Annotated in this window: 31 protein-coding genes; 17 read left to right on the forward strand and 14 right to left on the reverse strand. The window is 72.3% G+C overall.

Annotation, left to right across the window (positions count from 1 at the left end; translation table 11 throughout):
* Positions 1-17: 17 nt before the first annotated feature.
* The 4 genes from ACIBD9_RS07170 to ACIBD9_RS07185 all read right to left on the reverse strand — a co-directional run bounded on the left by ACIBD9_RS07170 (position 18) and on the right by ACIBD9_RS07185 (position 3,167).
* The gene (locus tag ACIBD9_RS07170) at positions 18-977 is read right to left on the reverse strand and encodes an electron transfer flavoprotein subunit alpha/FixB family protein (protein ID WP_387167849.1); all 960 of its coding nucleotides are present in this window, start codon (positions 975-977) and stop codon (positions 18-20) included.
* Between the two features lie 15 nt (positions 978-992).
* Entirely contained in the window at positions 993-1,772 is a 780-nt protein-coding gene (locus tag ACIBD9_RS07175) for an electron transfer flavoprotein subunit beta/FixA family protein (protein WP_238658385.1), read from the reverse strand.
* Positions 1,773-1,959: 187 nt separating this feature from the next.
* On the reverse strand, positions 1,960-2,373 hold the full coding sequence (locus ACIBD9_RS07180; RefSeq protein WP_328650662.1) for a hypothetical protein: 414 nt from the start codon (positions 2,371-2,373) through the stop codon (positions 1,960-1,962).
* On the reverse strand, positions 2,370-3,167 hold the full coding sequence (locus ACIBD9_RS07185) for a GNAT family N-acetyltransferase (RefSeq protein ID WP_396715326.1): 798 nt from the start codon (positions 3,165-3,167) through the stop codon (positions 2,370-2,372). The genes ACIBD9_RS07180 and ACIBD9_RS07185 overlap by 4 nt, the downstream gene beginning before the upstream one ends.
* Positions 3,168-3,209: 42 nt before the next feature.
* Here ACIBD9_RS07185 and ACIBD9_RS07190 point away from each other — a divergent pair, with 42 nt between their 5' ends.
* From ACIBD9_RS07190 to ACIBD9_RS07200, 3 genes are read left to right on the forward strand one after another with little or no spacing between them, the layout of a single operon-like run.
* Positions 3,210-3,602 carry a YidH family protein gene (locus ACIBD9_RS07190; RefSeq protein ID WP_396715328.1) on the forward strand — a complete coding sequence of 131 codons (393 nt, stop codon included), beginning with the start codon at positions 3,210-3,212 and terminating at the stop codon, positions 3,600-3,602.
* Positions 3,599-3,904, forward strand: a complete 306-nt coding sequence (locus tag ACIBD9_RS07195; protein WP_396715330.1) for a DUF202 domain-containing protein — start codon at positions 3,599-3,601, stop codon at positions 3,902-3,904. The genes ACIBD9_RS07190 and ACIBD9_RS07195 overlap by 4 nt, the downstream gene beginning before the upstream one ends.
* A gap of 27 nt (positions 3,905-3,931) precedes the next feature.
* On the forward strand, positions 3,932-4,348 hold the full coding sequence (locus tag ACIBD9_RS07200) for a PLD nuclease N-terminal domain-containing protein (protein ID WP_396715332.1): 417 nt from the start codon (positions 3,932-3,934) through the stop codon (positions 4,346-4,348).
* Between the two features lie 44 nt (positions 4,349-4,392).
* Here the strand turns inward: ACIBD9_RS07200 and ACIBD9_RS07205 are convergent, their stop codons facing one another.
* Positions 4,393-6,015: an acetolactate synthase gene (locus ACIBD9_RS07205; RefSeq protein ID WP_238658391.1), complete on the reverse strand. Its 1,623-nt coding sequence runs from the start codon at positions 6,013-6,015 to the stop codon at positions 4,393-4,395.
* A gap of 117 nt (positions 6,016-6,132) precedes the next feature.
* Positions 6,133-6,906, reverse strand: coding sequence for an enoyl-CoA hydratase/isomerase family protein (locus ACIBD9_RS07210; RefSeq protein WP_396715334.1), 774 nt, complete (start codon positions 6,904-6,906; stop codon positions 6,133-6,135).
* A 98-nt stretch (positions 6,907-7,004) separates the two neighbouring features.
* On the opposite strand from ACIBD9_RS07210, the gene ACIBD9_RS07215 reads away from it, so the two are divergent.
* From ACIBD9_RS07215 to ACIBD9_RS07230, 4 genes are all read left to right on the forward strand, one after another.
* Positions 7,005-7,484 carry a DUF6232 family protein gene (locus ACIBD9_RS07215; RefSeq protein ID WP_387167829.1) on the forward strand — a complete coding sequence of 160 codons (480 nt, stop codon included), beginning with the start codon at positions 7,005-7,007 and terminating at the stop codon, positions 7,482-7,484.
* 94 nt (positions 7,485-7,578) lie between these two features.
* Entirely contained in the window at positions 7,579-8,061 is a 483-nt protein-coding gene (locus tag ACIBD9_RS07220; protein ID WP_088991167.1) for a DUF6232 family protein, read from the forward strand.
* Positions 8,058-8,447, forward strand: coding sequence for a hypothetical protein (locus ACIBD9_RS07225; protein WP_396715337.1), 390 nt, complete (start codon positions 8,058-8,060; stop codon positions 8,445-8,447). The genes ACIBD9_RS07220 and ACIBD9_RS07225 overlap by 4 nt, the downstream gene beginning before the upstream one ends.
* 47 nt (positions 8,448-8,494) lie before the next feature.
* On the forward strand, positions 8,495-9,223 hold the full coding sequence (locus ACIBD9_RS07230; RefSeq protein ID WP_396715339.1) for a hypothetical protein: 729 nt from the start codon (positions 8,495-8,497) through the stop codon (positions 9,221-9,223).
* Between the two features lie 24 nt (positions 9,224-9,247).
* Here ACIBD9_RS07230 and ACIBD9_RS07235 read toward each other — a convergent pair whose 3' ends face one another.
* A complete protein-coding gene (locus ACIBD9_RS07235; RefSeq protein ID WP_396715341.1) occupies positions 9,248-9,706 on the reverse strand; it encodes a rhodanese-like domain-containing protein in 459 nt (152 codons plus the stop codon).
* Positions 9,707-9,776: 70 nt separating this feature from the next.
* Here ACIBD9_RS07235 and ftrA point away from each other — a divergent pair, with 70 nt between their 5' ends.
* Positions 9,777-10,805, forward strand: a complete 1,029-nt coding sequence (gene ftrA, locus ACIBD9_RS07240; protein WP_396715343.1) for a transcriptional regulator FtrA — start codon at positions 9,777-9,779, stop codon at positions 10,803-10,805.
* A gap of 61 nt (positions 10,806-10,866) precedes the next feature.
* Here ftrA and ACIBD9_RS07245 read toward each other — a convergent pair whose 3' ends face one another.
* Positions 10,867-11,763, reverse strand: a complete 897-nt coding sequence (locus ACIBD9_RS07245) for a ribokinase (protein WP_396715345.1) — start codon at positions 11,761-11,763, stop codon at positions 10,867-10,869.
* Between the two features lie 23 nt (positions 11,764-11,786).
* Positions 11,787-12,629, reverse strand: a complete 843-nt coding sequence (locus ACIBD9_RS07250; RefSeq protein ID WP_396715347.1) for an ABC transporter ATP-binding protein — start codon at positions 12,627-12,629, stop codon at positions 11,787-11,789.
* Positions 12,630-12,760: 131 nt separating this feature from the next.
* Between ACIBD9_RS07250 and ACIBD9_RS07255 the strand changes: the two genes are divergently transcribed.
* Positions 12,761-13,759, forward strand: a complete 999-nt coding sequence (locus ACIBD9_RS07255) for an ABC transporter ATP-binding protein (RefSeq protein WP_396715349.1) — start codon at positions 12,761-12,763, stop codon at positions 13,757-13,759.
* Positions 13,756-14,769 carry an ABC transporter permease subunit gene (locus ACIBD9_RS07260; protein ID WP_396715351.1) on the forward strand — a complete coding sequence of 338 codons (1,014 nt, stop codon included), beginning with the start codon at positions 13,756-13,758 and terminating at the stop codon, positions 14,767-14,769. Before ACIBD9_RS07255 ends, ACIBD9_RS07260 begins: the two co-directional genes overlap by 4 nt.
* 126 nt (positions 14,770-14,895) lie before the next feature.
* Here ACIBD9_RS07260 and ACIBD9_RS07265 read toward each other — a convergent pair whose 3' ends face one another.
* Positions 14,896-16,071 (reverse strand): ROK family transcriptional regulator, encoded by a 1,176-nt coding sequence (locus ACIBD9_RS07265; RefSeq protein ID WP_238659066.1) that lies wholly within the window; start codon positions 16,069-16,071, stop codon positions 14,896-14,898.
* A 169-nt stretch (positions 16,072-16,240) separates the two neighbouring features.
* Between ACIBD9_RS07265 and ACIBD9_RS07270 the strand changes: the two genes are divergently transcribed.
* From ACIBD9_RS07270 to ACIBD9_RS07285, 4 genes are all read left to right on the forward strand, one after another.
* The gene (locus ACIBD9_RS07270) at positions 16,241-17,698 is read left to right on the forward strand and encodes a glycoside hydrolase family 3 N-terminal domain-containing protein (RefSeq protein WP_396715354.1); all 1,458 of its coding nucleotides are present in this window, start codon (positions 16,241-16,243) and stop codon (positions 17,696-17,698) included.
* Between the two features lie 124 nt (positions 17,699-17,822).
* Complete coding sequence (locus ACIBD9_RS07275; protein WP_396715355.1) at positions 17,823-18,392, forward strand: hypothetical protein; 570 nt, start codon at positions 17,823-17,825, stop codon at positions 18,390-18,392.
* Complete coding sequence (locus ACIBD9_RS07280) at positions 18,389-18,883, forward strand: thiol-disulfide oxidoreductase DCC family protein (protein WP_396715357.1); 495 nt, start codon at positions 18,389-18,391, stop codon at positions 18,881-18,883. The genes ACIBD9_RS07275 and ACIBD9_RS07280 overlap by 4 nt, the downstream gene beginning before the upstream one ends.
* Positions 18,846-19,544 carry a TetR/AcrR family transcriptional regulator gene (locus ACIBD9_RS07285; RefSeq protein WP_396715359.1) on the forward strand — a complete coding sequence of 233 codons (699 nt, stop codon included), beginning with the start codon at positions 18,846-18,848 and terminating at the stop codon, positions 19,542-19,544. Before ACIBD9_RS07280 ends, ACIBD9_RS07285 begins: the two co-directional genes overlap by 38 nt.
* Positions 19,545-19,764: 220 nt before the next feature.
* On the opposite strand, the gene ACIBD9_RS07290 is transcribed toward ACIBD9_RS07285, so the two are convergent.
* A complete protein-coding gene (locus ACIBD9_RS07290) occupies positions 19,765-20,427 on the reverse strand; it encodes a GNAT family N-acetyltransferase (protein WP_396715361.1) in 663 nt (220 codons plus the stop codon).
* Between the two features lie 170 nt (positions 20,428-20,597).
* On the opposite strand from ACIBD9_RS07290, the gene ACIBD9_RS07295 reads away from it, so the two are divergent.
* Complete coding sequence (locus ACIBD9_RS07295) at positions 20,598-20,792, forward strand: DNA repair protein (protein WP_396715363.1); 195 nt, start codon at positions 20,598-20,600, stop codon at positions 20,790-20,792.
* 147 nt (positions 20,793-20,939) lie between these two features.
* Positions 20,940-21,458, forward strand: a complete 519-nt coding sequence (locus ACIBD9_RS07300) for a hypothetical protein (protein ID WP_396715365.1) — start codon at positions 20,940-20,942, stop codon at positions 21,456-21,458.
* A gap of 10 nt (positions 21,459-21,468) precedes the next feature.
* Here the strand turns inward: ACIBD9_RS07300 and ACIBD9_RS07305 are convergent, their stop codons facing one another.
* Together ACIBD9_RS07305 and ACIBD9_RS07310 are read right to left on the reverse strand one after the other, a co-directional pair.
* On the reverse strand, positions 21,469-22,197 hold the full coding sequence (locus ACIBD9_RS07305) for a Clp protease N-terminal domain-containing protein (RefSeq protein ID WP_396715367.1): 729 nt from the start codon (positions 22,195-22,197) through the stop codon (positions 21,469-21,471).
* A 61-nt stretch (positions 22,198-22,258) separates the two neighbouring features.
* Positions 22,259-23,269, reverse strand: a complete 1,011-nt coding sequence (locus ACIBD9_RS07310) for a glycosyltransferase (RefSeq protein WP_396715369.1) — start codon at positions 23,267-23,269, stop codon at positions 22,259-22,261.
* A gap of 124 nt (positions 23,270-23,393) precedes the next feature.
* Here ACIBD9_RS07310 and ACIBD9_RS07315 point away from each other — a divergent pair, with 124 nt between their 5' ends.
* Positions 23,394-24,209, forward strand: a complete 816-nt coding sequence (locus ACIBD9_RS07315) for a DUF72 domain-containing protein (RefSeq protein ID WP_396715674.1) — start codon at positions 23,394-23,396, stop codon at positions 24,207-24,209.
* Between the two features lie 9 nt (positions 24,210-24,218).
* On the opposite strand, the gene ACIBD9_RS07320 is transcribed toward ACIBD9_RS07315, so the two are convergent.
* Positions 24,219-26,048 carry a glycoside hydrolase family 15 protein gene (locus ACIBD9_RS07320; RefSeq protein ID WP_396715676.1) on the reverse strand — a complete coding sequence of 610 codons (1,830 nt, stop codon included), beginning with the start codon at positions 26,046-26,048 and terminating at the stop codon, positions 24,219-24,221.
* Positions 26,049-26,157 lie beyond the last annotated feature (109 nt).

Genomic DNA, 26,157 nt, shown 5'->3' on the forward strand with positions numbered 1-26,157 from the left:
ACTGTCGTGTCGCAGGGTCACTTACGCTTGCGGATCTCCTCGGCGGCCTGCGGGACGATCTTGAACAGGTCGCCCACCACCCCGAAGTCGGCCAGCTCGAAGATGGGCGCCTCGCCGTCCTTGTTGACCGCGACGATGGTCTTCGAGGTCTGCATACCGGCCCGGTGCTGGATGGCACCGGAGATGCCGAGGGCGACGTAGAGCTGCGGGGAGACCGTCTTGCCGGTCTGGCCCACCTGGAACTGGTGCGGGTAGAAACCGGAGTCGACGGCCGCCCGGGACGCGCCCACGGCGCCGCCGAGCAGGTCGGCCAGCTCCTCGACCAGCTTGAAGTTGTCGGCGTTGCCGACGCCCCGGCCGCCGGAGACGACCACGCCGGCCTCGGTCAGCTCGGGACGGGAGCCCTTCTGCTCGGCGACCCGCTCGACGACCTTGGCCAGCTTGTCGGTGTCGGTGACCGACACGCTGAGCTGCTCGATCGCCGGGGTGGCCGCCGCCGGGGCGGGGGTGACCGAGTTGGGCCGGACGGTGACCAGCGGCAGGCCCTTGGTGACCTTGGACTTGACGATGGTGGAGCCGGCGAAGGCGACCTGGGTCGCGGTGCCGTCGGCGTCCAGGCCGACCACGTCGGTCAGGATGCCGTTGTCGAGCTTGACGGCGAGCCGGGCGGCGATCTCCTTGCCCTCCTGGGCCGACGCCAGCAGCACGGCGGCCGGCTGCACCCGCTTGACCAACTCGGCCAGCACGGTCGCCTTGGGAGCCACCAGGTAGCCGTCGATCTCGTCACCCTCGGCGGCGTAGATCTTCTCCGCGCCGTACTCGCCCAGCTTGCCGCTCAGCGCCTCGGCGGCGCCAGCGCCACCGAGCACCACCGCGCTCGGAGTGCCCAGCTCGCGCGCGAGGGTGAGCATTTCCAGGGTGACCTTCTTGACGCCGAATTCCTTGGTGGCTTCGACGACGACGAGAACCTCAGACATGTCAGAACCCCCCTCTCACACGAACTTCTCGGTGGCGAGGAACTCGACCAGCTTGACGCCGCCCTCGCCCTCATCAGTGATCTTGGCGCCGCCGGAGCGCGGGGGGCGCTTGGTGTGCTCGACGACGGCGCTGGTGGCGCCGTCGAAGCCCACCTCGTCGGGCGCGACGCCGAGGTCGGCCAGCGCGAGCGTCTGCACCGGCTTCTTCTTGGCGGCCATGATGCCCTTGAAGGAGGGGTAGCGCGGCTCGTTGATCGTGTCCCAGACGGAGACCACGGCCGGGGTGGAGGCGGTGACCACCTCGTAGCCCTCCTCGGTCTGCCGCTCGACGGTCAGCGTCGCGCCGTCGACGGTGAGCTTGCGGGCGCCGGTGAGCGCCGCGACGCCGAGTCGCTCGGCGATCATGTGGGGCATGACCTGGACCCGGCCGTCGGTGGACTCCGCACCGCAGATGACCAGGTCGGCGCCGAGCTGACCGAGCGCGGCGGCGAGCACCTTCGAGGTGGCGACGGCGCACGAGCCGTGCAGGGCGTCGTCCAGCACGTGCACGGCCTTGTCCGGGCCCATGGAGAGCGCCTTGCGGATCGACTCGGTCGCCCGGTCCGGACCCATGGTCAGGATGGTGACCTCGCCGCCGTGGGCCTCCTTGATCTTCAGGGCCTCCTCGATGGCGTACTCGTCCATCTCGTTGATCACGTTGTTCGCCGAACCGCGGTCGACGGTGTTGTCGTCATTGCGCAGGTTGCGGTCCGCGCCCGAATCAGGCACCTGCTTGACGAGTACGACGATGTTCATCGCGCTTCGACGACCCTCCTGTGTGGTGTTGCGATTCGCTCGCCCGGTCTGGGGCGCAGCGTCGCGCGTCGGTCGACGCCAGGTCAACCGCGGGCGGTTGTGCAGTTGCCCACGGCGCAATGTTACCTGCCAGTAGGTTGCGCTCCCGCAGCACTCAGGGTGACACAGCTCACCGACGCGCGGCCGGTCAGGCCGGCTCGGCCAGCGCGACCCGGATCTGGTCGATGGCCGCCGCCTCGGCGGGCGCCACCCCGTCGTGCGCCCGGGCCACCTGGTCCGCCGCGGCCAACACCAGTTCCCGGTACGCGTCCACGTCACGCGGGGACTTCTCGCGCAGGATCCGCACCGCCCGCCCCAGCGCCGGCAGCACCACCGACTCGATCTCCAGCTGCGAGTCCCGGGGAAGTCGCGGCAGCGGGCCGGTGGTCAGCGCCTCCTTGACCGTGCCACTGGCGTCGGCCAGCGCGCCGGACGCGGCGATGCTCTCCCGGATCACCCCCAGGACTCCCGGGTCGGCGTTGGAGACCAGGAAGACAGCGCCGAAGGCACCGGTCTTGAGGGTCAGCCGCTCCTCGTCCGTCAACCGCTGCTCCATGATCACGGAGTGTAGACGTACGGGGTGGTGGTGGTGATCGGGACGAGGCCGAGTCGCTCCAGGATCGGCCGACTGTCCTCGGACGCGTCGACCTGCAACAGCGTCCGGCCCCGCTGGTCGGCCAGCCGGGCCCGGTAGGTGACCAGCGCCCGGTAGATGCCCTTGCGACGCCACTGCGGCAGGGTGGAGCCACCCCAGAGGGTGGCGAACCCGGTGTTCGCCGGGAAGCGCACCCAGCCGGCGCTCACCACCGTGCCGTCCGCCTCGGCCACCACCACGGTGATCGAGTGCGGGTCGGCGTCGATCTCCTTGGCCAGGCCCCACACCAGGTGCGAGCGGTCCTCCTGCCAGACCTCCTCCTCCATGGCGGCGATCCGTTCCAGGTCCTCCCGGGAGGTCACCTCACGCAGGCGTACCCCCTCGGGGGCGACCGGCAGCGCGGCGGCCAGCGGCGCGACCGGGCCGACCACGACGGTCTCCCGGTCCTCCGGCACGAACCCGGCCGCACGCAGGCGGTCTGCCAGGTCCGCCGGTTCGTCGTGCTCGTTGAGCTTCCACTCGACCGACTGGCCGCGCTCGCGGAACAGCGCCACCTGCCGGGCGATCAGCTCGTCCAGCGCGTCGCCGGTCAACCTGCCCAGGTCGCGGTAGGTGAGGAAGCCTCCGGAGTCGAGCCCGAGGATCCGGACCAACGGCCCGTCCCGCTCCACCGTGACCCCGGCCGGAACCGGGTCGGGGATCTCCGGACGGAGTTGGTTGTCGTAGGCGGTCCGCAGAGTCTGTACGTCGAGATCAGTCACCGGCCCAGGCTAAGCGGGATGGGAAATGGATAATCTCCCACTGTGTGGGAGGCGATCAGGCGGTGGTTCGACCCGGCGGAGCGGGGCTCGGTCGGTGAAACACCGGACTACCGCTTCTCCCTGGCCAACGAACGGACCTTCCTCGCCTGGCTGCGCACCGGGTTGGCGCTGGTCGGAGGCGGGTTGGCCGCCGCGCAGTTCCTGCCACCCCTGCCGATGAGCCACCTGCGTGAGGTGATCGCGGTGGCGTTGCTGCTGCTCGGCGCGGCGGTCGCGATCCGCGCGGTGGACCACTGGGCGCGTACCGAACGGGCCATCCGGCTCGGTCAGGAGCTGCCCGCGTCCCGGTTCCCCGCCATCCTGGCGCTCGCCGTCGGCGTCGGCGCGTTGCTGCTGGTGGTCGCCGTCCTGCTGCGGGCGATCGGCGGGCGGTGAGCACCGGACGCGACCCGGGGCTGCAACCGGAGCGGACCCGGCTGGCCTGGCGGCGCACCCTGCTCACGGTGACCGTGGTGACCGTGCTCGCCGTCCGGCTGGCGTCGACGGGCGACCCGTCCGGTGCGCTGCTCGCCGGCGGCACCGTGCTGGTGTGGGGTGCCCTGCTGGTGCTCTGCTGGCCCCGTGGCAGCGGCACCGGTCCGGCCCGCACCGGCGGCCGGACACTGCCCCTGGTCACGGTGGGCACGGTGGTGCTGGCGCTACTGGGAGTGCTGCTGGTCCTGCGCGGACTGTGGTGACGCGCGCCGGTGCGCCATGATGGGTGGATGGCCCGGCTTGGCGTACTCCTCTTCCTGGTGCAGATTGTCCTCGCCGTCTGCGCGCTGATCAGCTGCCTCTCCGCCGAGGAGGGCAAGATCCGTGCCCTTCCGCGGATCGCCTGGGTGCTGATCATCCTGTTCTTCCCGCTGGTCGGCTCGATCGCCTGGTTCATCGTCGGCCGGGAGCCCAGCCCCGCCGCCGGCAAGGGCTGGCCGGGCGGCATCGGCGGCGGCGAGCGGCAGCGCCCCCGGCCGGTGGCCCCCGACGACGACCCGGAGTTCCTGCGCTCCGTCGGGGAACGCGCCCAGCAGCAGGACCAGGAGCTCTTCCGGCGCTGGGAGGAAGACCTGCGGCGGCGCGAGGACGACCTGCGCCGACGCGACGGCGAGCCGCCGCGCGAGGGTGACCGACCCGAGGTGTGAGCGCGCCGCCGCCGGCGCAGGGCGACGGCGGCGGCGGGTACGACTCAGGCCAGGTTCGACGACCGGGGGTACGCGTCGGTCGGGTCGGTGAGCACGTTCACCAGGTACGGCACTCCGGAGTCGAACGCCCGCTGGAGCGCCGGGCCCAGGTCGGCCGCCTTGGCGACCGTCTCCCCCGCACCGCCGAGCGCGCTGACCACCGTGTCGTACCGCAGCTCCGGCTGGAGGTCGGCGGCCACGTCGTAGCCGTACATGGCCCGCATCGGGTGCTTCTCCAGCCCCCAGATGCCGTTGTTTCCGACGACGATCACCACCGGCAGCTTCTGGCGGACCAGCGACTCGACGTCCATCAGCGAGAAGCCGGCCGCGCCGTCGCCCATCAGCACACAGATCTGCCGGTCCGGGTGACTGACCCGGGCGCCCATCGCGTAACCCATGCCGGTGCCCAGGCAGCCGTACGGGCCCGGGTCCAGCCAGGTGCCGGGCTGGGCCGGCTCCAGGTACCGCCCGGCGTACGACACGAAGTCACCGCCGTCGCCGATGGTGATCGCGTCCGGGGCGAGCACCCGACGCAGCTCGCCGTAGATCCGGGCCGGCCGGATCGGGTCGGTCTCGGCGGCCATCTCCGCGGCGTCGCGAGCCTTCGCGGCGTCCTCGGCCACGCGCAGGTCGGCGATCCAGTCGGCGTGGTCGGCCCGGTCACCCGAGTGGTCGGCCAGCGCGGAGAGGATCAGGCGCAGGTCGCCGGCGGGGGCGGCGGCCGGCTGCACGTGCGTGGCCCGCTGGCTGGGGGCGTCGACGATGTGCACCACCTTGGCGTCACCGAAGTCACCGAAGCTGAGCCGGAAGTCCAACGGGGTGCCCACCACCACGACCACGTCGGCGCCGGAGAGCGCGGCCCGGCGGGCCTTGGCGAACGCGAGCGGGTGCTCCGGCGGCAGCGAGCCGCGACCCATGCCGTTGGTGAAGACCGGCACCTGCAACGCCTCGGCAGCCTCGCGCAGGGCGGCGACCGCGTCGCCCGCGTACACGTCGGAGCCGGCGATGATGACCGGTCGCTGGGCCCCGGCGATGAGCAGCGCGGCGCGGCCGACCTCGTCCGGGTCCGGTGCGATCGGGTCGACACCGGTCACGGTGGGCAGCTCGGCCTCGGCGACCGAGAAGACCGTCTCCAGCGGAAAGTCGAGGAAGGCCGGGCCACGGTGCGGGGTGAGCGCGGCGTGCAGCGCCGCACCGACCGCGCGCGGGATGTCATCGGTGCTGAACACCGTCTCGGCGTGCTTGGTGACCGGGGCGACCAGCGGCAGGTGGTCCATCTCCTGCAGACTGCCGGAGCCCCAGCGGAACGCGGGCGCCCGGCCCCCGAGCACCAGCACCGGCGAGGCGTTGAAGAACGCGCTGGTCATGCCGGAGATGCCGTTGGTGACACCGGGCCCGGCGGTGAGCACGGCGAGGCCGGGGCGGCGCTGGAGCTTGGCCACCGCCTCGGCGGCGAAGACCGCGGACTGCTCGTGCCGGACGTCGTAGATCGGAAAGTCGGTCTTGTACGCGGCGTCGTAGAGCGGGAAGACGTGCCCGCCGGACAGCGTGAACATCTCCCGTACGCCGTGCGCGCGTAGTGCCGCGAGCGCCAACTCGCCGCCGTGACCCTCGATCCGCTCCGTCATCGCCGCTCCTTCTCGTCGCTCATGACCGAAGCCACACGCTACTGGCCGGTAGGCACAATGTGAACAATCCTCGGCCCGCCGTCGGGGCCGGCAGCGCGAACCGCCAGCCCCACCCGGTCAACGGCCGGTGAAACCCGGCTTGCGCTTCTCGACGAAGGCCGCCATGCCCTCCCGCCGGTCGTCGGTGGCGAACAGCGCCGCGAAGAGCTGACTCTCCCAGGCCAGACCAGAGTTCAGATCCATGTCCAGGCCGCCGTCGACCGCCAGCTTCGCCGCGCGCAGCGCCTGCACCGGCCCGGTCAGGTACGGAGTGATCAGCGCGACGGCCGCGTCGTACACCTCGGCGGCCGGGGCGACCCGGTCGGCCAGGCCGATCCGCAGCGCCTCCTGCGCGTCCACCATCCGCCCCGACATGATCAGGTCCTTTGCGCGGGCCGGGCCGACCAGGCGGGCCAGCCGCTGGGTGCCGCCCGCACCCGGGATGATGCCCAGCTTGATCTCCGGCTGACCGAGCTTGGCGTCCTCGGCGACCACCCGCCAGTCACAGGCCAGCGCCAACTCACAGCCACCACCGAGGGCGTACCCGGTGATCGCGGCGACCACCGGCTTGGGGATCCGGGCGATCGCGCCGAGCGCGCTGGACAGGTTCGCGGCCCGGTCGGCCATGTCCACGTAGGACATCTCGGCCATCTGCTTGATGTCGGCGCCGGCGGCGAAGACCTTCTCCCCGCCGTACACGATGACGGCGCGGACCTCGGGATCGGCGGTGGCCGCCGTGGCGGCGGCGCGCAACTCCTCCTGCACCTGGGTGTTGAGCGCGTTCATCGGCGGCCGCTCCAGCCGGATCGTGCCGATGCCGTCCTTGGTCTCCAGCCGAACGAACTCGCCCACGCTGCCCTCACTTCCTCGTCGAAGTCGCGTGCCAACCTTACGACCCGGCTCGTTTGGGTAAGTAGTGTGGTGTCAGCCCCATGGGCGGGAGTCCAGCCATGATCACGTATTACGACGACAGATCGGTGCAGGTCACCTCCACCACCGTCCGTGTCGACGGTCGCAGCTACGCGCTGTCCGACATCACCATGATCTGGCACCGCCGGGGCACTCGTTCCTGGCGCGTGCTGGTGGGGCGGGGTGCGATCGGCGCCGCCCTCGCGGGCCCGCTGGTCGCGGCGGTGCTCGGCATCGGCGTGGCCGTCTGGCTGCACCGCTCACCCACCGTGACGATCGCGATCGTCGGCGCGTCGGTGCTGGTCGGGTTGGCCGTCGGGCCGGTCGCCGACTTCCTCTTCGAACACCTGGACCGCTCGTACGCCCGGGGCAGCCGCCAACTGGAGATCTGGGCCCGTTGGCGCGGCCAACCGGTGCGTCTACTGCGCACCGGTGACGCGCTGCGTTTCGGGCAGATCTACCGGGCGGTGCAACGCGCGGTCGAGCACAGCCAACCGGCCCGCCCCGTCACGCGCCGCTAGCCGCCGCAGATCTTGGACAGTTTCCGTTAGCCGCTAACGGAAACTGTCCAAGATTGCCGAGGCGAGGGTTGCCTGGCGGTGGTTAGGCTTAGTGATGACCCTCTATTACCGGGACGACGCGGTGCAGGTGACCTCCGAGTCGATCCGGGCGGGCGGTCACGTGATCGCCCTGTCCGACGTGACGTTCGTCTGGCACGCGCGGGGGCAGAAGACCCTCGCCGTACGCGGCCGGGTGCTGGGTCGCGGTGTCCTGGTCCTGCTGCTCTCGCTGCCGCCGCTGGTCGCCGTGGTCTGCGTGCTGTCACTGGCCTGGTCGGCACAGGACCGGGGTAACTGGCAGTTGGCGCTGATCATTCTCGCCGCCTGCGCGGTGGGTGCGCTGGCCCTGGCACCGTTTCTGGAGATCCCGCTCGGTTGGCTGGACCGCTCCTACGAGCGTGGCAGCCACGTGCACGAGCTGTGGGTGCAACACCACGGCCGGGAGGATCTGCTGGTGCGCACCCCGGACGCGCTACGGTTCGGGCAGATCTACCGGGCCGTGCAGCGTGCCGTCGAACAGCAGGGGGACCATCGATGAGCAACCGCCGCGGCGAGGCCGTCGCGCTGGCCGGGCTGCTCGCCGCGGCCGGCATCACCCATCTGGTACGCCCCGGTGTCTACGACCCGATCGTGCCGCGCGCGTTGCCCGGCCCGGCCCGTTTCTGGACGTACGCCAGCGGCCTCGCCGAGCTGGCCGTGGCGGCGGCGGTGGCCCATCCGTCCACCCGGGCGGCCGGCGGTCGGGCGGCCGCCGCACTCTTCGTCGCCGTCCTGCCGGCGAACGTGAAGATGGCGGTGGACTGGCGGCACCGGCGCCCCACGAAGAGGGCCATCGCGTACGGACGGGTGCCCTTGCAGGTGCCGCTGGTCTGGTGGGCGCTGCGGGTCGCCCGCGCCGACACCGCCGGTCGACGGTCACGCTGACCGGCGCCGTCGGGCGGTTGTGGCACGGCCGACGCACACTTGATCCCATGGCCATTCCCCTGCCCACCCCGACCGCCGTGGTCGGCCTGACCCGCTCCGCTCTCGACCAGGCGCTCGGCTCGGCCGCCTCGATGGCAGCCGTGCCCGCCCGCGCGTTCGCCGTGCTGGACGGGGTGGAGGCGCTGCTGGCCCGGATCAACGGCGTGGTCGACCGGATCGAGACGACCCTGGAGCGGACCGACCAGGTGCTCGCCGACGCCGAGACGGCGGTCCGCGAGGTGGCCGTCATCAGCGCCGCCGCGACCACCGCCATCGACACCGCCACCGAGGTGGCCACCGCCGCCGCCGTGGTGGTCGCCGAGGCCGACCGGGTCTCCCGGGCGGCGAGCACGGTGGTCGCCGAGGCCGACCGGGTCGCGAGCCGCGCCGCCGCCACCGTCGGGACCGCGACGGAGGCCGCCGCCACGGCGGCCGAACTGCTGGCGGCGTACGAGCCGGCGCTGCGCCGGGCCGCTCCCATGGCCGGGAAATTCGTCGAGGAGTTGAGCCACGAGGAGATCAGCGCGGCGATCCACCTGATCGACGAGTTGCCGAAGCTCAAGGAACACCTGACGGCGGACATCCTGCCGATCCTGGCCACGCTGGACCGGGTCGGGCCCGACCTGCACGACCTGCTCGACGTGACCCGCGACCTCAAGCTCGCCGTGGCCGGCATCCCCGGGCTGGGCATGCTGCGTCGACGCGGCGAGAAGCTCGCCGAGGAGCCCGTCGGCTGAGCCCTCGTCCGCCTGCGTCGTGTCTCAGCAGTCGCAGGTGATCGTCGTGGTGGGCGCGGTGAGGTCGTCGACCGGTCGCCGGGTCAACCCGGCCTCCGTCACCACCGGCAGCCCCTCCCGCGCCCAGTACTCGAACCCGCCGAGCATCTCCTTCACCGGATGACCGAGCCGGGCGAACTCCAGCGCGGCCCGGGTCGCGCCGTTGCACCCCGGACCCCAGCAGTAGGTCACCACCGCCGAGCCCGGCGGGATCAGGTCCGCCGCCCGGGTCGCGATCTCGGCGGTGGGCAGGTGCACCGCGCCGGGGAGGTGCCCCTGCGCCCAGGCGGCCGCGCCCCGGGAGTCGACGACCACCAGACCCGGGGTACGGGCCGACAGGTCGGCCTGCACGTCACTGACGTCGGTCTCGACGCTGAGCCGAGTGCGGAAGTAGGCGGCGGCGGTGGCCGGATCGGCCGGCGGAACGGCGAAGGTGAAGGTCATGCACCGATCCTCGCCAGGTTGCCACTTCCGGACGAGTGGCGGGAACGACGTCCTGCGCTAACATCCCGCCATGCCGATACCGGCCACCACCACCGGCCCGCGCCCGCTGCCGGCGCCCCGCCGACCGGCGGCCGCGCACCGGGTGGCCGTGCTCGCGTACCCGGGGATGTCGGTGTTCGAGACCGGCATCGTCACCGAGGTGTTCGGGCTGGCCCGGCCCGAGTTCGACGTCGACTGGTACGACCTGGTGCTCTGCGCCGAGCAGCCGGGGCCGGTGCCGGTGGTCGGCGGAGCCAGCCTGCACACCCCGTACGGTCTGGTCGAGCTGGCGGCGGCGCGGACGGTGATCGTGCCCGGCGTGCCGGACGTGACCGCGGACCCGTCGCCGGAGCTGATCACCGCGCTCCGCCGGGCGCACCGGCGCGGCGCCCGGATCATGTCGATCTGCTCGGGCGCGTTCGCGCTGGCCGGTGCGGGGCTGCTGGACGGCCGACGGGCCACCACCCACTGGCGGTACGCGGAGCTGCTGGCGCGGCGCTACCCGCGGGTCGAGGTGGACCCGGACGTGCTCTACCTCGATGACGGTGACCTGCTGACCAGTGCCGGCAGCGCGGCCGGGTTGGACCTCTGCGTGCACGTGATCCGGCGTGACCACGGCGCGGCGATCGCCAACGCGGTGGCCCGACGGCTGGTGATCCCGCCGCACCGCGACGGCGGGCAGGCCCAGTTCGTCGAGGCGCCGGTGCCCGCCGACCCGGACGACGACCGGATCGCGGGCAGCATCGACTGGGCGCTCGCCCATCTCGCCGAGCCGCTGAGCGTGGCCCAGCTCGCCGGGCGGGCGCACATGTCGTCCCGCACCTACCTGCGGCACTTCGCCCGGGCCACCGGGACCAGCCCGATCCGTTGGCTGATCGACCAGCGGATCCGCGCCAGCCTGACGCTGCTCGAGGAGACCGACGCCCCGGTCGAGCAGGTCGCCCGCACGGTGGGCTTCGACACACCGGTCACCTATCGGCACCACTTCGGCCGGGTCATGCTGACCTCACCGTCGGCGTACCGCCGGGCCTTCCGCACCGGCGCGGGCCAGCGGGCGTAACCCGCCGACGCGCTCGGGCCGGCCCCACGCGCGAGCCAGACCGGCCCGGCGCGGCACGCGCTCAGGCCGGTACGTACAGCTCGTCGATCTCGGCGCGTCGCGGTAGCGCCACCGACGCGCCGAGCTTGCGGACGCAGGCAGCGCCGGCCGCCGATGCCCAGCGCACCGCGTCGACCACGTCGCGCCCCTCACCCCACCCGACGGCCAGCGCGGCGGTGAACGCGTCACCGGCGGCGGTGGAGTCGACCACGTCGACAGGTACAGCCGGCACGTGCACCTCGGTGCCGTCCCGGTCGACGTACCAGGCGCCCTCACCGCCGAGGGTGAGCACGGCCCGGGGGGTCAGGTCGAGCAGCGCGCGGGGCTCCTCCCGACCTCGGCCGGCGAGTGCCTGCGCCTCGCCCTCGTTGACGACCAGCAGGTCCACGGCGGCGAGCAGCTCGGGCGGGAGGTCCCGCGCCGGCGCGGCGTTCAGGATGACCCTGGTGCCGGCGTCGCGGGCGGCCACCGCGGCGGCGGTCACGGTCTGCACCGGGATCTCCAGTTGGGCGACCAGGACGTCCGCCGCACGCACCGTGGCCAACTCCTCCTCGGTGAGGCCGACCAGGGCGTCGTTGGCGCCGGGGGTGACCACGATGGCGTTCTCCCCCTGGGCGTTGACCATCACCAGCGCCACCCCGGACGCGCCGTAGACCACGCGCAGCTGACTGGTGTCCACGCCGGCCGCCGTGATGCGGGCCTTGAGGGTGACGCCGAAGGCGTCCGAGCCGATCGCGCCGAGGAAGGCGCAGGAGGCGCCGGCTCGGACCGCGGCCACGGCCTGGTTGGCGCCCTTGCCCCCGGGCACCATCACGAAATCGGTGCCGAGCATGGTCTCGCCCTGTCGCGGCAGCGCGGGTGCCATCGCGACCAGATCCATGTTGGCGCTGCCCACCACGGCGACCCGGGTCTGCGGCACGGCCGTCTCCGTCTCTCCGGCGCTCAGGCGGCGCGAGCCGTGAAGCGGTCGCCCGACCGCTCGACCACAAGTGGCAGCCCGAAGGTCTTGGAGAGGTTGTCACCGGTCAGCGTCTCGGCGAGCAGACCCTGGGCGACCACCCCACCCTCGCGCAACAGCAGCGCGTGGGTGAACCCGGGTGGGATCTCCTCGACGTGGTGGGTGACCAGCACCATCGCCGGGGCGTCCGGGTCGTACGCCAGCTCGGCCAGTCGGGCGACCAGGTCTTCCCGACCGCCCAGGTCGAGCCCGGCGGCGGGCTCGTCGAGCAGCAGCAGCTCCGGGTCGGTCATCAGGGCACGGGCGATCTGCACCCGCTTGCGTTCGCCCTCGGAGAGGGTCCCGTAGCGGCGCTCGGCGAGGCCACCGACGCCGAGTTGACTCAGCAGTGCCCGCGCCCGTGCCTCGTCGCCACGGTCGTAGTTCTCCCGCCAGCGGCCGACCACCGACCAGGCGGCGGTCACCACCACATCGCTGACCCGCTCGTCGGCGGGCAGCCGCTCGGCTATCGCGGCGGTGGTGAGCCCGATCCGGGTACGCAGCTCGTTGACGTCGGTGCGGCCGATCCGTTCGCCGAGCACGTGCGCGACACCCGTGGTGGGGTGCAGCCGGCCGGCGGCGAGGTTGAGCAGCGTGGTCTTACCGGCGCCGTTGGAGCCGAGCACGACCCACCGCTCGTCCAGTTCGACGCGCCAGGTCAGGTCCTGCAGGAGGGCGGTGCCAGAGCGGCGTACGCCGACGCCGTCGAGGCTGACCACCAGATCCGGGTCCACGAGAGCGGCGGCAGGCGCGGCGCCGGCAGCGCCGGGGATCAGGTCACCAGTCACCGCACCATCCAACCACGCAGCGCCGGGGTGCCCCCCATGGGCGGCACCTCGGCCATAGGGTGAAGCGCCGTGTCGTTGATCACCAAGCCCGAAGGACGGCCCATGCCCCGTCGACGTACGGAGCCGCGCCGATGAGCGCGGTCATCGAGATCGAGGGTCTGCGCAAGACCTTCCACAGCATGCGCAGCGGCCGACGGGTTGCGGTGGACGGGTTCGACCTGCTGGTCGAGGAGGGCCAGGTCCACGGTTTCCTGGGGCCCAACGGCTCGGGCAAGACCACCACCCTGCGGGCCCTGCTCGGGCTGGTACGCGCCGACAGCGGCCGGATGAGCGTGCTCGGCGAACCGTCGCCGGAGCTGCTGACCCGGGTGGCCGGCCAGGTCGGCGCCATCGTGGAGAGCCCGCAGTTCTTCGGCAACTTCACCGGCTACCGCACGCTGCGGTTGTTGGCCCGTGCCGGTGGGGTGCCGGTCTCGCGGGTGGATGAGGTGCTGGAGCTGGTGGGCCTGCACGAGCGGGGCGATGACCGGGTGCGGGGTTACTCGCTGGGCATGAAGCAGCGCCTCGCGGTGGCGTCCGCGCTGCTGAAGGACCCGCGGTTGCTCATCCTGGACGAGCCGGCGAACGGGCTTGACCCGGCGGGCATCCGGGAGATGCGGGACCTGATGCGGTCGCTGGCGGCCAGCGGGGTGACCGTGCTGGTGTCCAGTCACATCCTGGGCGAGATCCAGTTGATCTGCGACCACGTCACGATCATCTCCCGGGGTCGGCGGGTCGCGACCGGCCGGGTGGACGAGGTGCTGGCGGGCCATGACCGGCACGAGTTCCTGGTCCGGGTGGCCGAGCCGGAGCGGGCCGTGGAGCTGCTGCACGCGGCCGAGCTGACCGCGGTCGTGGACGGCGGGGCGTTGGTGGTGGGCGGGGTGAGCGATCCGACGGTGGTCAGTCGGGTGCTCGGTGAGCAGGGGCTGTGGGTGGGTGAGCTGACGCCGCTCCGGCCGGATCTGGAGAGCGTCTTCCTGGAGCTGACCGGCGCGTACGAGCATCCGTCAGTGCCTCGGCAGGTCGACGACTCGTCGCTGCCGCAGGGCGAAGCTGTGATCGACCTCGATCGGGGAGTGGACGCGTGAACCTGGTGCGTGCCGAGTTGGAGCGACTGTCCGCGCGTCGCTTCGTGCAGCTCATGGTCGTCCTCCTGGCGTTGGCGTTCGCCGTCACGGCGGCGACCACGATGGCCGGCTCCCACAAGCCGACCGCCATTGAACTGAGTTCGGCGCGGGCGGAGGCCGCCGAGGCGCGGCGCGACCTGGAGGCCACCCACCAGGAGTGCCTGGCCCGCCAGAACGGCACCTTGCCGGCCGACACGGACGAGCTCTTCCCGAACGACTGCTCGGCGATCGACCCGATCCGCCAGGACCGACTGCCGATCCCCGCCGACTTCCTGCCCGGGGTGTTCACCTTCGCCGAGCAGGCCCGGCCGCTGCTGTACTTCCTCATCGCGTTCCTGGTGCTGTTCGGGTTCCTGGTCGGCGCCTCCTACATCGGCGCGGACCTGACCTCGGGCGGCGTGGTGAACCTGCTGCTCTGGCGACCGCGCCGGATGACGGTGCTCTCGGCCAAGTTGGGCACCCTGCTCGGCACGGTGCTGGTCCTGGCCCTGCTGGCGTCGGTGGCCTACCTCGCCACGTTCTGGGTGATCGGTCAGACCGCCGGGTTGCCGGGCCGGCTGGACGGCGAGTTCTGGCGTTCACTCGGCGCGGTGCACGGCCGAGGGCTTCTGCTGGTGTTGCTGTCCTCCGCGTTGGGCTTCGCGATCGCCACGCTGGGCCGGCACACGTCGGCGGCGCTCGGGGCGCTCGCCGCGTACGGGGTGGTCTGGGAGTTGGGCGGCCGGCTGGTCCTGGAGATCGTCGACGCGCCGAAGCCGGACCTGTTCATGGTCTCCAGCCACATCGGAGCATGGCTCAACGGCGGGGCGCGGTTCTACGACGACCAGCTCTGCCGGGGCAGCATCGACGGCCCCTACTGCGAGGGGTTCTACACGGTGACCTGGGTGCCGGCGCTGTTGGTGCTGCTGGCGATCACCGGCGGGTTGACCGCGGCGGCGTTCGCCATGTTCCGTCGTCGCGACCTGATCTGAGGCTTCACCGGGCCGCCCGTCCTGTCATGGGCGGCCCGCCGGACCGGGGCTCGACGGCGCGCGGCAAGAGCTTGCACCCTGCGGACGCTCGGTGAAATATTCCTTCACATGACCGCCGCAGCGGGCTCAGCCGACGGTGGAGCCGAACACCTCGTCGCGCACCGCGTCCAGGGCGGTGCGCAGCGCGCCGTGCAGGATCGGCTCCTCGGTCAACCCGGTCGGCACGACTCGCGGCTGGACCAGGGTGATCGCCGCCACCTCCTGCTGCACCCGGTCGGCCAGCGCCGCGCCACCGGCCTGGCCCACCTCGCCGGCGAGCACGACCAGCGGTGGGTCCAGCACCACGCAGGTGCTGGCCACGCCGAGCGCGAGCCGACGGGCGAGTTCGTCGAGCATCGGGCCGCCGTCGGCACCGGCCGCGACGGCCGCGCGGACCGCCTCGGCGGCGTCGGCGTCCGGGTAGCCGTGCTCGCGGGCCACCGCGCGCACCGAGTCCGCGCCGACCAACTGCTGGAACGCCGGCTTGGCGCGACGGGAGACGTCGCGCGGGATGGGCGCGCCGGGCACCGGCAGGTAGCCGATCTCGCCGGCCGCACCGCTGCTGCCGTGGTGCAACCGCCCGCCCAGCATGATCGCCAGGCCGACGCCGGCACCCACCCAGACCAGCACGAAGTCCGACAGCCCCTGGGCGGCGCCGGACTGCGCCTCGGCCACCGCGGCCAGGTTGACGTCGTTCTCGAAGACCACCGGCGTGTGCAGGTCGTCCCGCAGGGCGGCGAGCAACCCGCTGTGCCAACGCGGCAGGTTGAAGGCGAAGGTGATGTCGCCGGTGCCGGGGTCGACCAGGCCCGGCGTGCCGAGCACGATCCGCCGTACGCTGCTCAGCTGCGCCTGGGCGCTGCTCGCCGCCTGCACCACGGCGTTGTGCACCACGCCCACCGGGTCGTCGGTGTCCCGGGTCGACTGCTCCACCCGGCCGATGACCGCACCGGTGATGTCGGCGCACGCGGCCACCACCCGGTCCGGCCCGACGTCCACGCCGACCACGTGCGCGCTGCCGGGGCGGACCGCGTAGAGCTGGGCGTTCGGCCCTCGCCCGCCGGCCTGCTCGCCGACCCGGGCGACGAGGCCGCGCTCCTCCAACCGTTCGACGAGTTGCGAGGCGGTGACCTTCGACAACCCGGTCAGCTCGCCGAGTCGGGCCCGGGTCAGCGGGCCGCGTTCGAGGAGCAGCTCCAGCGCGGCACGGTCGTTGAGCGCCCGCAACAGACGGGGGGTGCCGGGCAGCCGGGTCGCACTCATGACACGTCCTCTAGTTTTAGTAAACTTTGCTAACTGTAAACCGACCTGCGAACGGGTAGCCGTAGCGTAACGGCCACTCGACGGTGGGACGCTCCGCCGAGTCGGCAGGGCCAAGACCACCACCGGTACGACGTTTCGTACCCGCGGGGCACCGAAGGGGGAAGATCACGTGGGGTTGGATCCAGGACTGCGCCGGCTGGCGCTGGGCACGCTGCTGGCCGCGTACCCGGGACCGGTCCCGCCGGACTGGGCTGTCGACCTACTGGCCGAGGGCCTGGCCGGGCACACCCTGTTCGGCACCAACGTGCACGATCCCGCGCAGGTGGCGGCGAGCACCGCCGCGCTGCGCGCCGGTCGACCGGACGCGCTGATCGCCATCGACGAGGAGGGTGGTGACGTGACCCGGCTGGCGCACGCCACCGGCAGCCCGTACCCCGGCAACGCCGCCCTGGGGGCGATCGGCGACGTGGCCCTCACCCGACGGGTCTACCAGTCGATCGGCGCGGAGCTGGCCGCACTGGGCATCACCGTCAACCTCGCTCCCACGGTGGACGTCAACACCGCCGACGACAACCCGGTGATCGGCACCCGCTCCTTCGGCGCGGATCCGGTGCGGGTGGCCGCCCACTCGGCCGCCGCCGTGGCCGGTCTGCAGGCCGCCGGCGTGGCCGCCTGCGCCAAGCACTTCCCCGGGCACGGCGCCACCGTCACCGACTCGCACCACGAGCTGCCCACCGTGGACGCTCCGCTGGGCCTGCTCCGCCAGCGGGACCTCCCGCCGTTCGCGGCCGTCGTCGCCGCCGGGGCGCGCGCCGTGATGACCGCCCACATCCGGGTGCCGGAGCTCACCGGCGCCGACCCGGCCACCTTCAGCCGGGCCGTCCTGGTCGACCTGCTGCGCACCGAGTACGGCTTCACCGGCACCGTCATCACGGACGCACTGGAGATGAAGGGCGCGGCGGTGGCCGCCGGCGGGGTCGGGCCGGCCGCGGTCCGGGCCCTGGGCGCGGGCGCCGACCTGCTCTGCATCGGCGCGAAGGTCGACGCCGAGTTGGTCGAGCGGGTGGCCGCCGAGATCGTCGACGCGCTCGCCGACGGCCGGCTCGCGAGGACGCGGGTCGAGGAGGCCGCCGGCCGCGCCGCCGACCTCGCTGCCTGGACCCGGGCCGCCGGCGGGTCGTCACCGGCCACCGAGGACACCGAGCTGGGGTACGCGGCGGCGCGCCGCGCGGTCCGGGTGGACGGCCTGCTCACCGGCCTGGACCAGCCACTTGTGGTGCAACTGCACACGGAGTCGACGATGGCCGAGGGTCGGGTGCCGTGGGGCCTCGGTCCACACCTGGACGGGGTGCCGGAGATCCGGGTGATCGCCACCGAGACCGATCCGGCGACGCTGCGCGGGTTGGCCGGCGACCGTCCCATCGTGCTGGTCGGGCGACACCTGCACCGGCTGCCCGGCGGCCCGGAGCTGATCGCCGACCTGGCGGCCCAGCACCCGGTGACAGTGGTGGAGATGGGCTGGCCGGCGCAGTGGCGGCCCGCGGGCGTACGCGCCTTCGTCACGACCTACGGCGCGAGCCACGCCAACGGTCGCGCGGCGGCCGAGGTGCTCGGCCTGGCCGGCTGAGCCCTCGGCGTTCCCCGGCCGGGCGCGAGGGCTCGGCCGGGTGGCCGCACCACAGTGTCCACAGTCACTGGTCGCCCCTTCTTGAACATGTTCAATACTCGCCCTAGGCTGATGGCGTCGGTAGTTGAACACGTTCAAGAAGGGCGTCCACATGGACATCAAGGTCTGGATGTACGTGGTCTACCTCGCGGTCAGCGTCGGTCTGACCATCTGGGTGGCTCGGGCACTGTCCCGCAACGGGCTGGTCTTCCTGGAGGAGGTGTTCGCCGAGGAACGACTCGCCCGAGCGGTCAACAGCCTCCTGGTGGTCGGCTTCTATCTGCTCAACCTCGGCTACGTCACGGTGGCGATGAAGCACTCCGACCCGGTGGGTTCGACCAGCCAGGCCATGGAGGAACTGTCTCTCAAGATCGGCTTGGTGCTGCTGGTGCTCGGCGCGCTGCACTTCTTCAACGTCTTCGCACTCGGCCGCTACCGCCGCAACCGACTCCGCCAGCTCGCCACCCACCCCCCGATCGCCCCGGTCGGTCGCCTTCCCATGCCGTCCACCGCACCCGGATCGCCGCTGGTCGGCGCGTACCCGGGCGGACCGCGGCCGACCGGCGCACACCCGGCGGGACCCCAGCCGGCTGGTCCGCAGCCGGGCGGACCGCAGCCGGGCGTCGGCCCGACGAACAACCCACCGACCCGATGACCGTGCCCCCGACCGACGGCGTCGGTCGGCTCCCGGATCCCACCGCTCACTCCGGCGGTGGGATCCGGGGGTTCACCGTCCTGTTCGACGCGGCCTGCCCGCTGTGCCGTGCCGCCCGCCGATGGCTGGCGTCCCGCGCCCAACTCGTACCCCTGGAGTTCGTGCCGGCCGGGTCCGCCGAGGCCCGGCGGCGCTTCCCCGGCCTGGACCACGACGCGACGCTGCGCGACCTCACCGTGATCGCCGACACCGGCGAGGTGTACGCGGGCGACGGCGCCTGGTTCGCCTGCCTCTGGGCGCTGGCCGACCATCGGTCCACGGCCGAGCGGCTGGCCCGACCGCACCTGCTGCCCCTCGCCCGGCAGACGGTGGCCGCCGCCTCGGCGATCCGGGAGCGGATCCGCGACCCGCGGGCCGAGCCGACCGACGAAACGGCGGGATACGGTGGCCCCGATGACCGAGCAGCCTGCGCAGACGACCACTGCGGGTGACCCTGCCACCGCCCGAGGCGAGCAGACCCGGCAGCTGATCCGGGACACCGCGATGCGGCTGTTCCGCGAACGCGGATACGCCCAGACCACCATGCGGGCGATCGCGCAGGAGGCCGGCGTGGCGGTCGGCAACGCCTACTACTACTTCGGTTCCAAGGACCACCTGATCCAGGAGTTCTACGCCCAGGCCCAGGTCGAGCACCGGGCCGCCGTCCAGCCCGTGCTCGATCGGGAGGAGGCGTTCGGCCCCCGGCTCGCCGGGGCGCTGCACGCGGGGATCGACGTGTTGACCCCCTCCCACGGGTTCGCGGCGACCTTCTTCAAGACGGCGGCGGAGCCCACCTCCCCACTGAGCCCCTTCTCGGCGGAGTCCTCCGGCCCCCGACAGGCCGCCATCGACCTCTTCGGCGAGGTGTTGACGGGTTCGACGGCCAAGGTCGACGCCGAGCTGCGCCCCCAGCTGCCCGAGCTGCTCTGGCTCGCGTACATGGGCGTGATCCTCTACTGGGTGCACGACCGGTCGCCGGGCCAGGCCAAGACCCGCCAGCTGATCGACGGGGCCGTACCACTGATCGACCGGCTCGTGGCGCTGTCCCGGCTCCGGGTCCTCCGTCCGGTGACCCGACAGGTGCTCGACCTGATTCGCACGCTGCGTCACTGACCCGGCCGGCACCCTCGATCGACGAAGAAGCAGGTCAAGTCCGCTTTTCGACACTCCGAACCGACAGCTCCAACCTTGCCCCGAGCCGCTTAGATACGTAGCGTGATCGACGCGTAGCGACTCGCTCACGGCGGCGGCCGTTACACCCGGAACCGGGGCCTGGGGGAGGTTGCGGACCGTGGATCCGGCCCGGGATCCACGGTCCGCGCCCAATGCCCGCTCAGCGCGGATAGACCCCGTACGCGCGCCAGCCCCGGTCCGGGAAACCCGCCGCTTCGGCGACCCGGGCCGACGCGTGATTGTCCCGCTCGTGCAGGTAGGTGGGCACTGCCCCCTCGTCGAGCACCCGCCGCGCCGCCTGGGCCACCAGTCGACGGGCGAGACCGCGCCCCTGGGCGGCCGGCACGGTGCCGACGGCCAACTCGTGCCCGTACGCGTCGTGCCGTTTGATCCCGGCACCGGCCAGGTAGCCGCCGTCCGGGTCACGGACCACAAGCACCGGCCGGTCGAAGAGTCGCAGCCACGGCGGCAGCCCCGGGGCGGTCGGCTCGGTCCACTCCCCCACATCGGGCAGCGGCGCGGGTGCCAGGCTCCACCGGAAGGGACCATCGTGCACGCAGAAATCGGGCCGGCCGACAGCCTCCGGCAGCGCGGCGAGCAGCCGAGCCGGCGTGCGGCGAATCAACGCGCGGATCGCCGCCACGCGGTCCGGCGCCACGGAGAGCACTCCGCTCTGCCCGGTGTCCACGGCCAGCGCGGGGCGCAGCCGGCCATCCCAGGCCGGTTCGGCCCGCCGATGCGAGGCGACCACGTGCAACCCCGGCCCGGCCGGCCACTGGCCGAGCCAGGTGGCCAGGTGCAGCTGAAGGCGCCGGTCGAGCATGCGCACCTCCCCGTCACCCGACCCGTCGTGGATCACCGTACGCCGGACGGCAGAGGCCGGGCGCAGGATACGTCAGGGCCGAGTGGGCCGGGGGCGCGGGAACCAGCCACACGAATCGACCGTCATATGTATTTCCATACCTGGACACCTTTGTTTGGGACGGTGAACACATGCCGATTCAGCCGAGCGACCACTACCAGCAGGACCCCGAACGACTCTGGCGGGCGGCGGAGGCCGTCGGAGGCAATCCGCCCCAGCCGCGCTACCGGAACCCCAGGACGGTCGGCGGCGGAGCACTGTCGTGGGCCGGGCTGAACAAGCTGCCCATCGGCAGCTCCAGTCGGCACCGCCTGAACACCCACTGACGCTGTCACCGGCCAACCACCGGGTAGGAGCCTCTGACGGTCGTCCGGGGCGACACACCGGAGGAGGTCCAGCGGCGGCTTTCGCACACCTGTCGGGTAATTTCTTGTGGTCCGCCATCCCGGCCTACGACAGGAGAAGCTCCGCGCATGGGCAAGAAGACGATCCACGTCTCCGACTTCACCGGCACGGTTCTGCAGCAGGACGACGACGTGGTCCGCGTCGTCGTGCTGGAGCACCCGGACCTGGTCGCCGGGCCCGTGCAGTTGGACGCGACCCCGGGCGAGGTGGAGAACATCGACGACGCCGCGCTGGACGTGGCGGTGGTGGAGATCCACGACCGGCACGGTGGCGGCGAGCCCCGCCGGGTGGTGTTGACGGCCAGCGAGTTCGACGCGATGGCCACCGACGTGCCGATGGCGCAGCTGCTGAAGACGGCCGAGCGGGTCCGCCCACCCAAGGCCCGCAAGAGCACCGAGAAGATCGACTACGGCACGCTGGAGCACGCCGGCAAGCCGCACCGGGGCCGGGTCACCGAGGAGGAGGCCCGCCTGGTGCGTGAGCAACTCGACGAGGTCAACAAGCGCCTCACCGACGCGGGCGTACGCCAGATCGACCCGGCCGATCCGGAGCACGCCCTGCGTTACGGCTTCCCTGAGGCGTCCTGACCCTGGATTCTCACTTCTTCCCGACGACGGCGGCGAGGGCGGCGGCCAGGTCGGCCTCGACCGTCGCCTTGTCCAGGCCGAGGTTGGTCAGCACGCCTTCGCCATCCTCCTGCTCCAGCAGGGCGAGCAGGACGTGCTCGGTGCCGATGTAGTTGTGCCCCAGGCGCAGCGCCTCCCGGAAGGTCAGCTCCAACGCCTTCTTGCCGCGCGCGTCGTACGGGATGAGGTCCGGAACCTGCTCCGCCCGCGGCGGGAGGACGGCACCGACCGCCTCCCGCACCACCTCGGGGGTGGCGCCGCGACCAGCCATCACCCTGGCTGCCAGCCCTTCCGGCTCGGCCAGCAGCCCCAGCACCAGGTGCTCGGGGCCGATCTCGGCGTTGCCGCTGGCACGGGCCTCCTCCTGCGAGGCCATCACCACGTTGCGTGCGCGAGGGGTGAACCGGCCGAAGCCGGCGTTGGGGTCGAGCGCACCCGCGTCGGTCGCCTTCGGCACGAAGCGCTTCTGGGCGGCCTGCTTGGTGACACCCATGCTGCGGCCGATGTCGGTCCAGGAGGCACCCGAGCGCCGGGCCTGGTCGACGAAGTGCCCGATCAGGTGATCGGCCACCTCGCCGAGGTGATCGGCGGCGATGACCGCGTCGGTGAGTTGATCGAGCGCGTCGGTGTGCGCCGTCTTGATCGCCTGGATCAGGTCGTCGAGCTTGACCGTGTTACCGATCTGAAGAGGATCCGTCATGCGTCAACCATAGGTTGACGCATGCGTCACGTCAACCCTGAGTTGACGACTTTGGCTCCGGTCAGGTGGCGTACTCCGGCAGGAGCTGCGCGACGGCCGCCGGCGAGGGCATGCCGGCGATCTCCTCGGCGATCAGACGGGCCGCGTCACGCTGCTCGGGTTTGCCATGCCGCGGCAGCAGCCGGTGGACCTGCTCGGCGACGGCACCCGCGTCCACCTCGTCGGGCAGGAGCCGCAGGGCGACACCGGCGGCGGCGAGCGTCTCGGCGTTGGCGAACTGGTCGGCGCCCTGCGGCAGCAGCAACTGCGGTACGCCAGCCGCGAGCGCGCCGAGGGTGGTCCCGCTGCCCCCGTGGTGCACCACCAGATCGACGAGCGGCAGCAACTCCGCCTGCGACACCCACGGGTGGACGCTGACGTTGTCCGGAATCTCGCCCAGCTGTTCCAGGGGCACCCGGCCCGCCGCGACCACCACCTGGGCGTCCAGCGACGCCAGGCCGGCGACGGCGGTGCGGAGCAGTTCCGGGGTACCGAAAGCGGTGCCGAGGGTCAGGTAGACCAACGGTCGGGACGTCCGACGGCTCACCCGGTCGGGCAGCGGGGCCGGTGTGGAGAAGGCGACCGGCCGCAGCTCGATCCGACGTTGCGTGGCGAGGAAGTCCTTGTCCTGGAGCGAGGGCGGCCAGATGTCCAGGTGCGGCCGGCCGACGACCTCGGCGTTCCTGGTGGGGAGTTCCAGACCGATGCCCTCGGGAAACATCCGGCCGAAGCCGTGCCACAGGCCCGGGATCCCGGCCCGATGAGCCGCGACGGCGGCCCCGGGCAGCCCCCACTCGTGCACCACCAGGTCGGGCCGCAGCCGCGCCAGCTCCGGTGCGAGGTCCTCGGCGTAGACCTCGTAGAAGGCGTCGCCGGGACGGAACGGCCGCAGGCCGTGCTCGGCCAGCGGCGGGTGCACCTCCGGACCGGCGGCGAAGTGGACCTCGTGCCCGGCGTCCCGGGCGGCGATCGCCAGCGGGATCAGCGGGTAGGTGTGACCGACGGACGCAAGACTGGCGAACAGCACACGCATGGCCTCGGACCCTATCTGCCGCACCGTGGGCCGGCCGGGTCCGCCGGCCCGTATACGGTGGGCTCCGGTCGAGCGCGGTCACCGGCGGGGAAGGGCGGTCATGCGTCTGCACGTGGGGTGCGCGATGTGGAGTCACCGATCGTGGCCGGGCCACCGGCTGCCGCCCACCGAGCGCCTGCGCCATTACGCCAGCTGGTGCGACGCCGTGGAGGGCAACACCACGTTCTACGCGACCCCGGCCCGGGACACCGTGGCCTCCTGGGCCGCGCAGACGGATCCCGACTTCCGGTTCGTCCTCAAACTGCCCAAGGTCATCACGCACGAACGCCGACTCACCGACGTCGGCGAACCGCTGCGCGCGTTCCTCGACGCCATCGAGCCGCTCGGCCCGCGCGCCCACGCCCTCTGGATCCAGCTGCCCGGCTCGTTCGCGCCCGCCGACGTCCCGGCCCTGGGCCGTTTCCTGGAGCAGCTTCCGCGGTCCCACCGGTACGCGGTGGAGGTCCGCCACCCCGCGTTCTTCACCGACGCCGCCGCGGCCCGACTGCTCGGGGCGACCCTCGCCGCCACCCGCGCCGAGTGGATCCCCTTCGACACGACCGCCTTCTTCACGAGCCCGCCGACCAGCGACGCGGAACGGGACGCCTGGACCAAGAAGCCGCGCCTGCCGCTCCGGTCCCTCGCGCTGACCGACCGGCCGATCGTCCGCTACCTCGGCCGCGACGACCCGACGCGCACGGTCGAGGGGTGGCAGCGGTGGGTCGACGTGACCGTCACCTGGCTCCGCGAGGGGCGCTCGCCGACGATGTTCATCCACACCCCGGACAACGCCGACGCTCCGGCGCTCGCCCGCCGGTTCCACGACGAGGTACGGGCACGCGTACCCGGGCTCGACGCGTTGCCCGAGCCGATCCCGGTCGAGCCGTTGACGCTGTTCTGACCGGACCGGTCAGCCCTGCTGGTCGAGCAGGTCGTCGAGTTGGGTCGCGGTGCTGATCAGCGAGAGGTGGCTGAACGCCTGCGGGAAGTTGCCGATCTGCTCACCGGTCGGTGCGATCTCCTCGGAGTAGAGGCCGAGCGGGTTGCTGTAGGTGAGCATCTTCTCGAAGGTCAACCGGGCGTCGTCGATCCGGCCGGCCAGGGCCAGCGCCTGCACGTACCAGAAGGTGCACATGTTGAAGGTGCCCTCGGTGCCGGCGAGACCGTCCGGCGAGGCCCTTGGGTCGTAGCGGTAGACCAGGCTGTCGGAGACCAGGCCGGTGTCCATCGCCCGCAGCGTCGACTCCCACATCGGGTCGGTCGGCGAGATGAAGTTCAGCGCCGGCATCGCCAGCAGCGAGGCGTCCAGGATGTCGGAGCCGTAGTGCTGCACGAACGCGCGTCGCTCCTGGTGGAAACCACGGGTCATCACCTGCTCGTAGATGGCGTCACGTTGGGCGGACCAGCGGGCGGTGTCGCCTGGGCGGCCCCGCCGTCGCGCGATGCGGATGGCCCGGTCCAGCGCGACCCAGGACAACACCCGACCGTAGGTGAAGTCCTGCCGACCGGACCGGGTCTCCCAGATGCCGTCCTCGGGCTGGTCCCAGTGCGCACAGAGCCAGTCCATCAACCCGGCCGTCTTGCGCCACCCCTCGTACGGCGCGATCAGCCCGTTGCGGTCCGCGAGCTCCAACGAGATGAGCGCCTCCCCGTAGATGTCGAGTTGGAGTTGGCCCGCCGCGCCGTTGCCGATCCGCACCGGCGCGGAGCCGCGGTACCCCTCCAGGTGACCCAACACCTCCTCGGGGAGGTCCGGTGACCCGTCGATGCGGTACATGATCTGCAGGGGCAGGTTGCCGTCCCGTGCCTCCCGGATGCGCGCGTCGAGCCAGAGCAGATACTTCTGGGCCTCGTCGGTGAAGCCCAGGCGCAGCAGCGCGTGTACGGAGAAGGACGCGTCCCGGATCCAGGTGTAGCGGTAGTCCCAGTTCCGCTGCCCGCCGATCTGCTCGGGCAGCCCCGCGGTGGGCGCGGCGACCAGGGCGCCGGTCGGCGCGTACGTCATCAGCTTGAGGGTTATCGCCGACCGCTCGACCACCTCCCGCCAGCGTCCCTTGTAGCGGGAGCCGCCCACCCACCGCCGCCAGCGGTCGCGGGTCTCGGCGAGCAGTTCGCACGCCTCGTCGGTGGTGAGCGCTCGGGGCGCGTGCGGGCAGGCCGTCTCCAGGGTCACCCCGCCGATGTCGCCGGCGTGCAGGGTGAACGACGCGGACACGCCGTTGGCGTCGCGTCGGATGTCCCGCGCGTCGAACTCGCGTAGCGAGTTCTTGAAGGCGGCGAGGGTGAGGGACATCGTCGCGCTCCGGAAGACGTCGCCCTCGGGATGCGTCTCCAGCTCGTACGGATCGCGCCCGTAGTTGAACCGTGGGTGGCAGTGGAAGCGGAACCTCATGCTCCCCCGGACCATCCGGACCAGTCGGATCAGCCGGTGCCGATCGGTTGCCTGCGCACCGGTGACGGGCATGAAGTCCAACAGCTCACCCACACCGTCGGCACTGTGGAAGCGGGTGATCAGGATCGGCGTGCCGGGCAGGTAGAGCTGCTTGCTCTTGTAGTCGACCCCGTCGGGCGAGAGCTGGAAATGGCCGCCGTTGCGGCGGTCCAGCAGCGCGCCGAAGACGCTCGGCGAGTCGAAGCGCGGCGCGCAGAACCAGTCGACCGTACCGTCCGTGCTGATCAGCGCCGCGGTCTGTAGATCACCGATCAGACCGTGGTCCTCGACTGCCGGGTAGCTCTCCACGCCGTCCCCCGCCATCCGTCCTGGCAATGGCGGCGACTACCCGGCCATGGATGAAAGATGCGGTCCGCCGGCTGCCGGCCCCCGGCCGCCCAGGACGCCGAGCCCGGCG

Origin of the sequence: Micromonospora sp. NPDC050784 (assembly GCF_044456765.1) — a bacterium.
GTDB classification, from domain to species: domain Bacteria; phylum Actinomycetota; class Actinomycetes; order Mycobacteriales; family Micromonosporaceae; genus Micromonospora; species Micromonospora foliorum.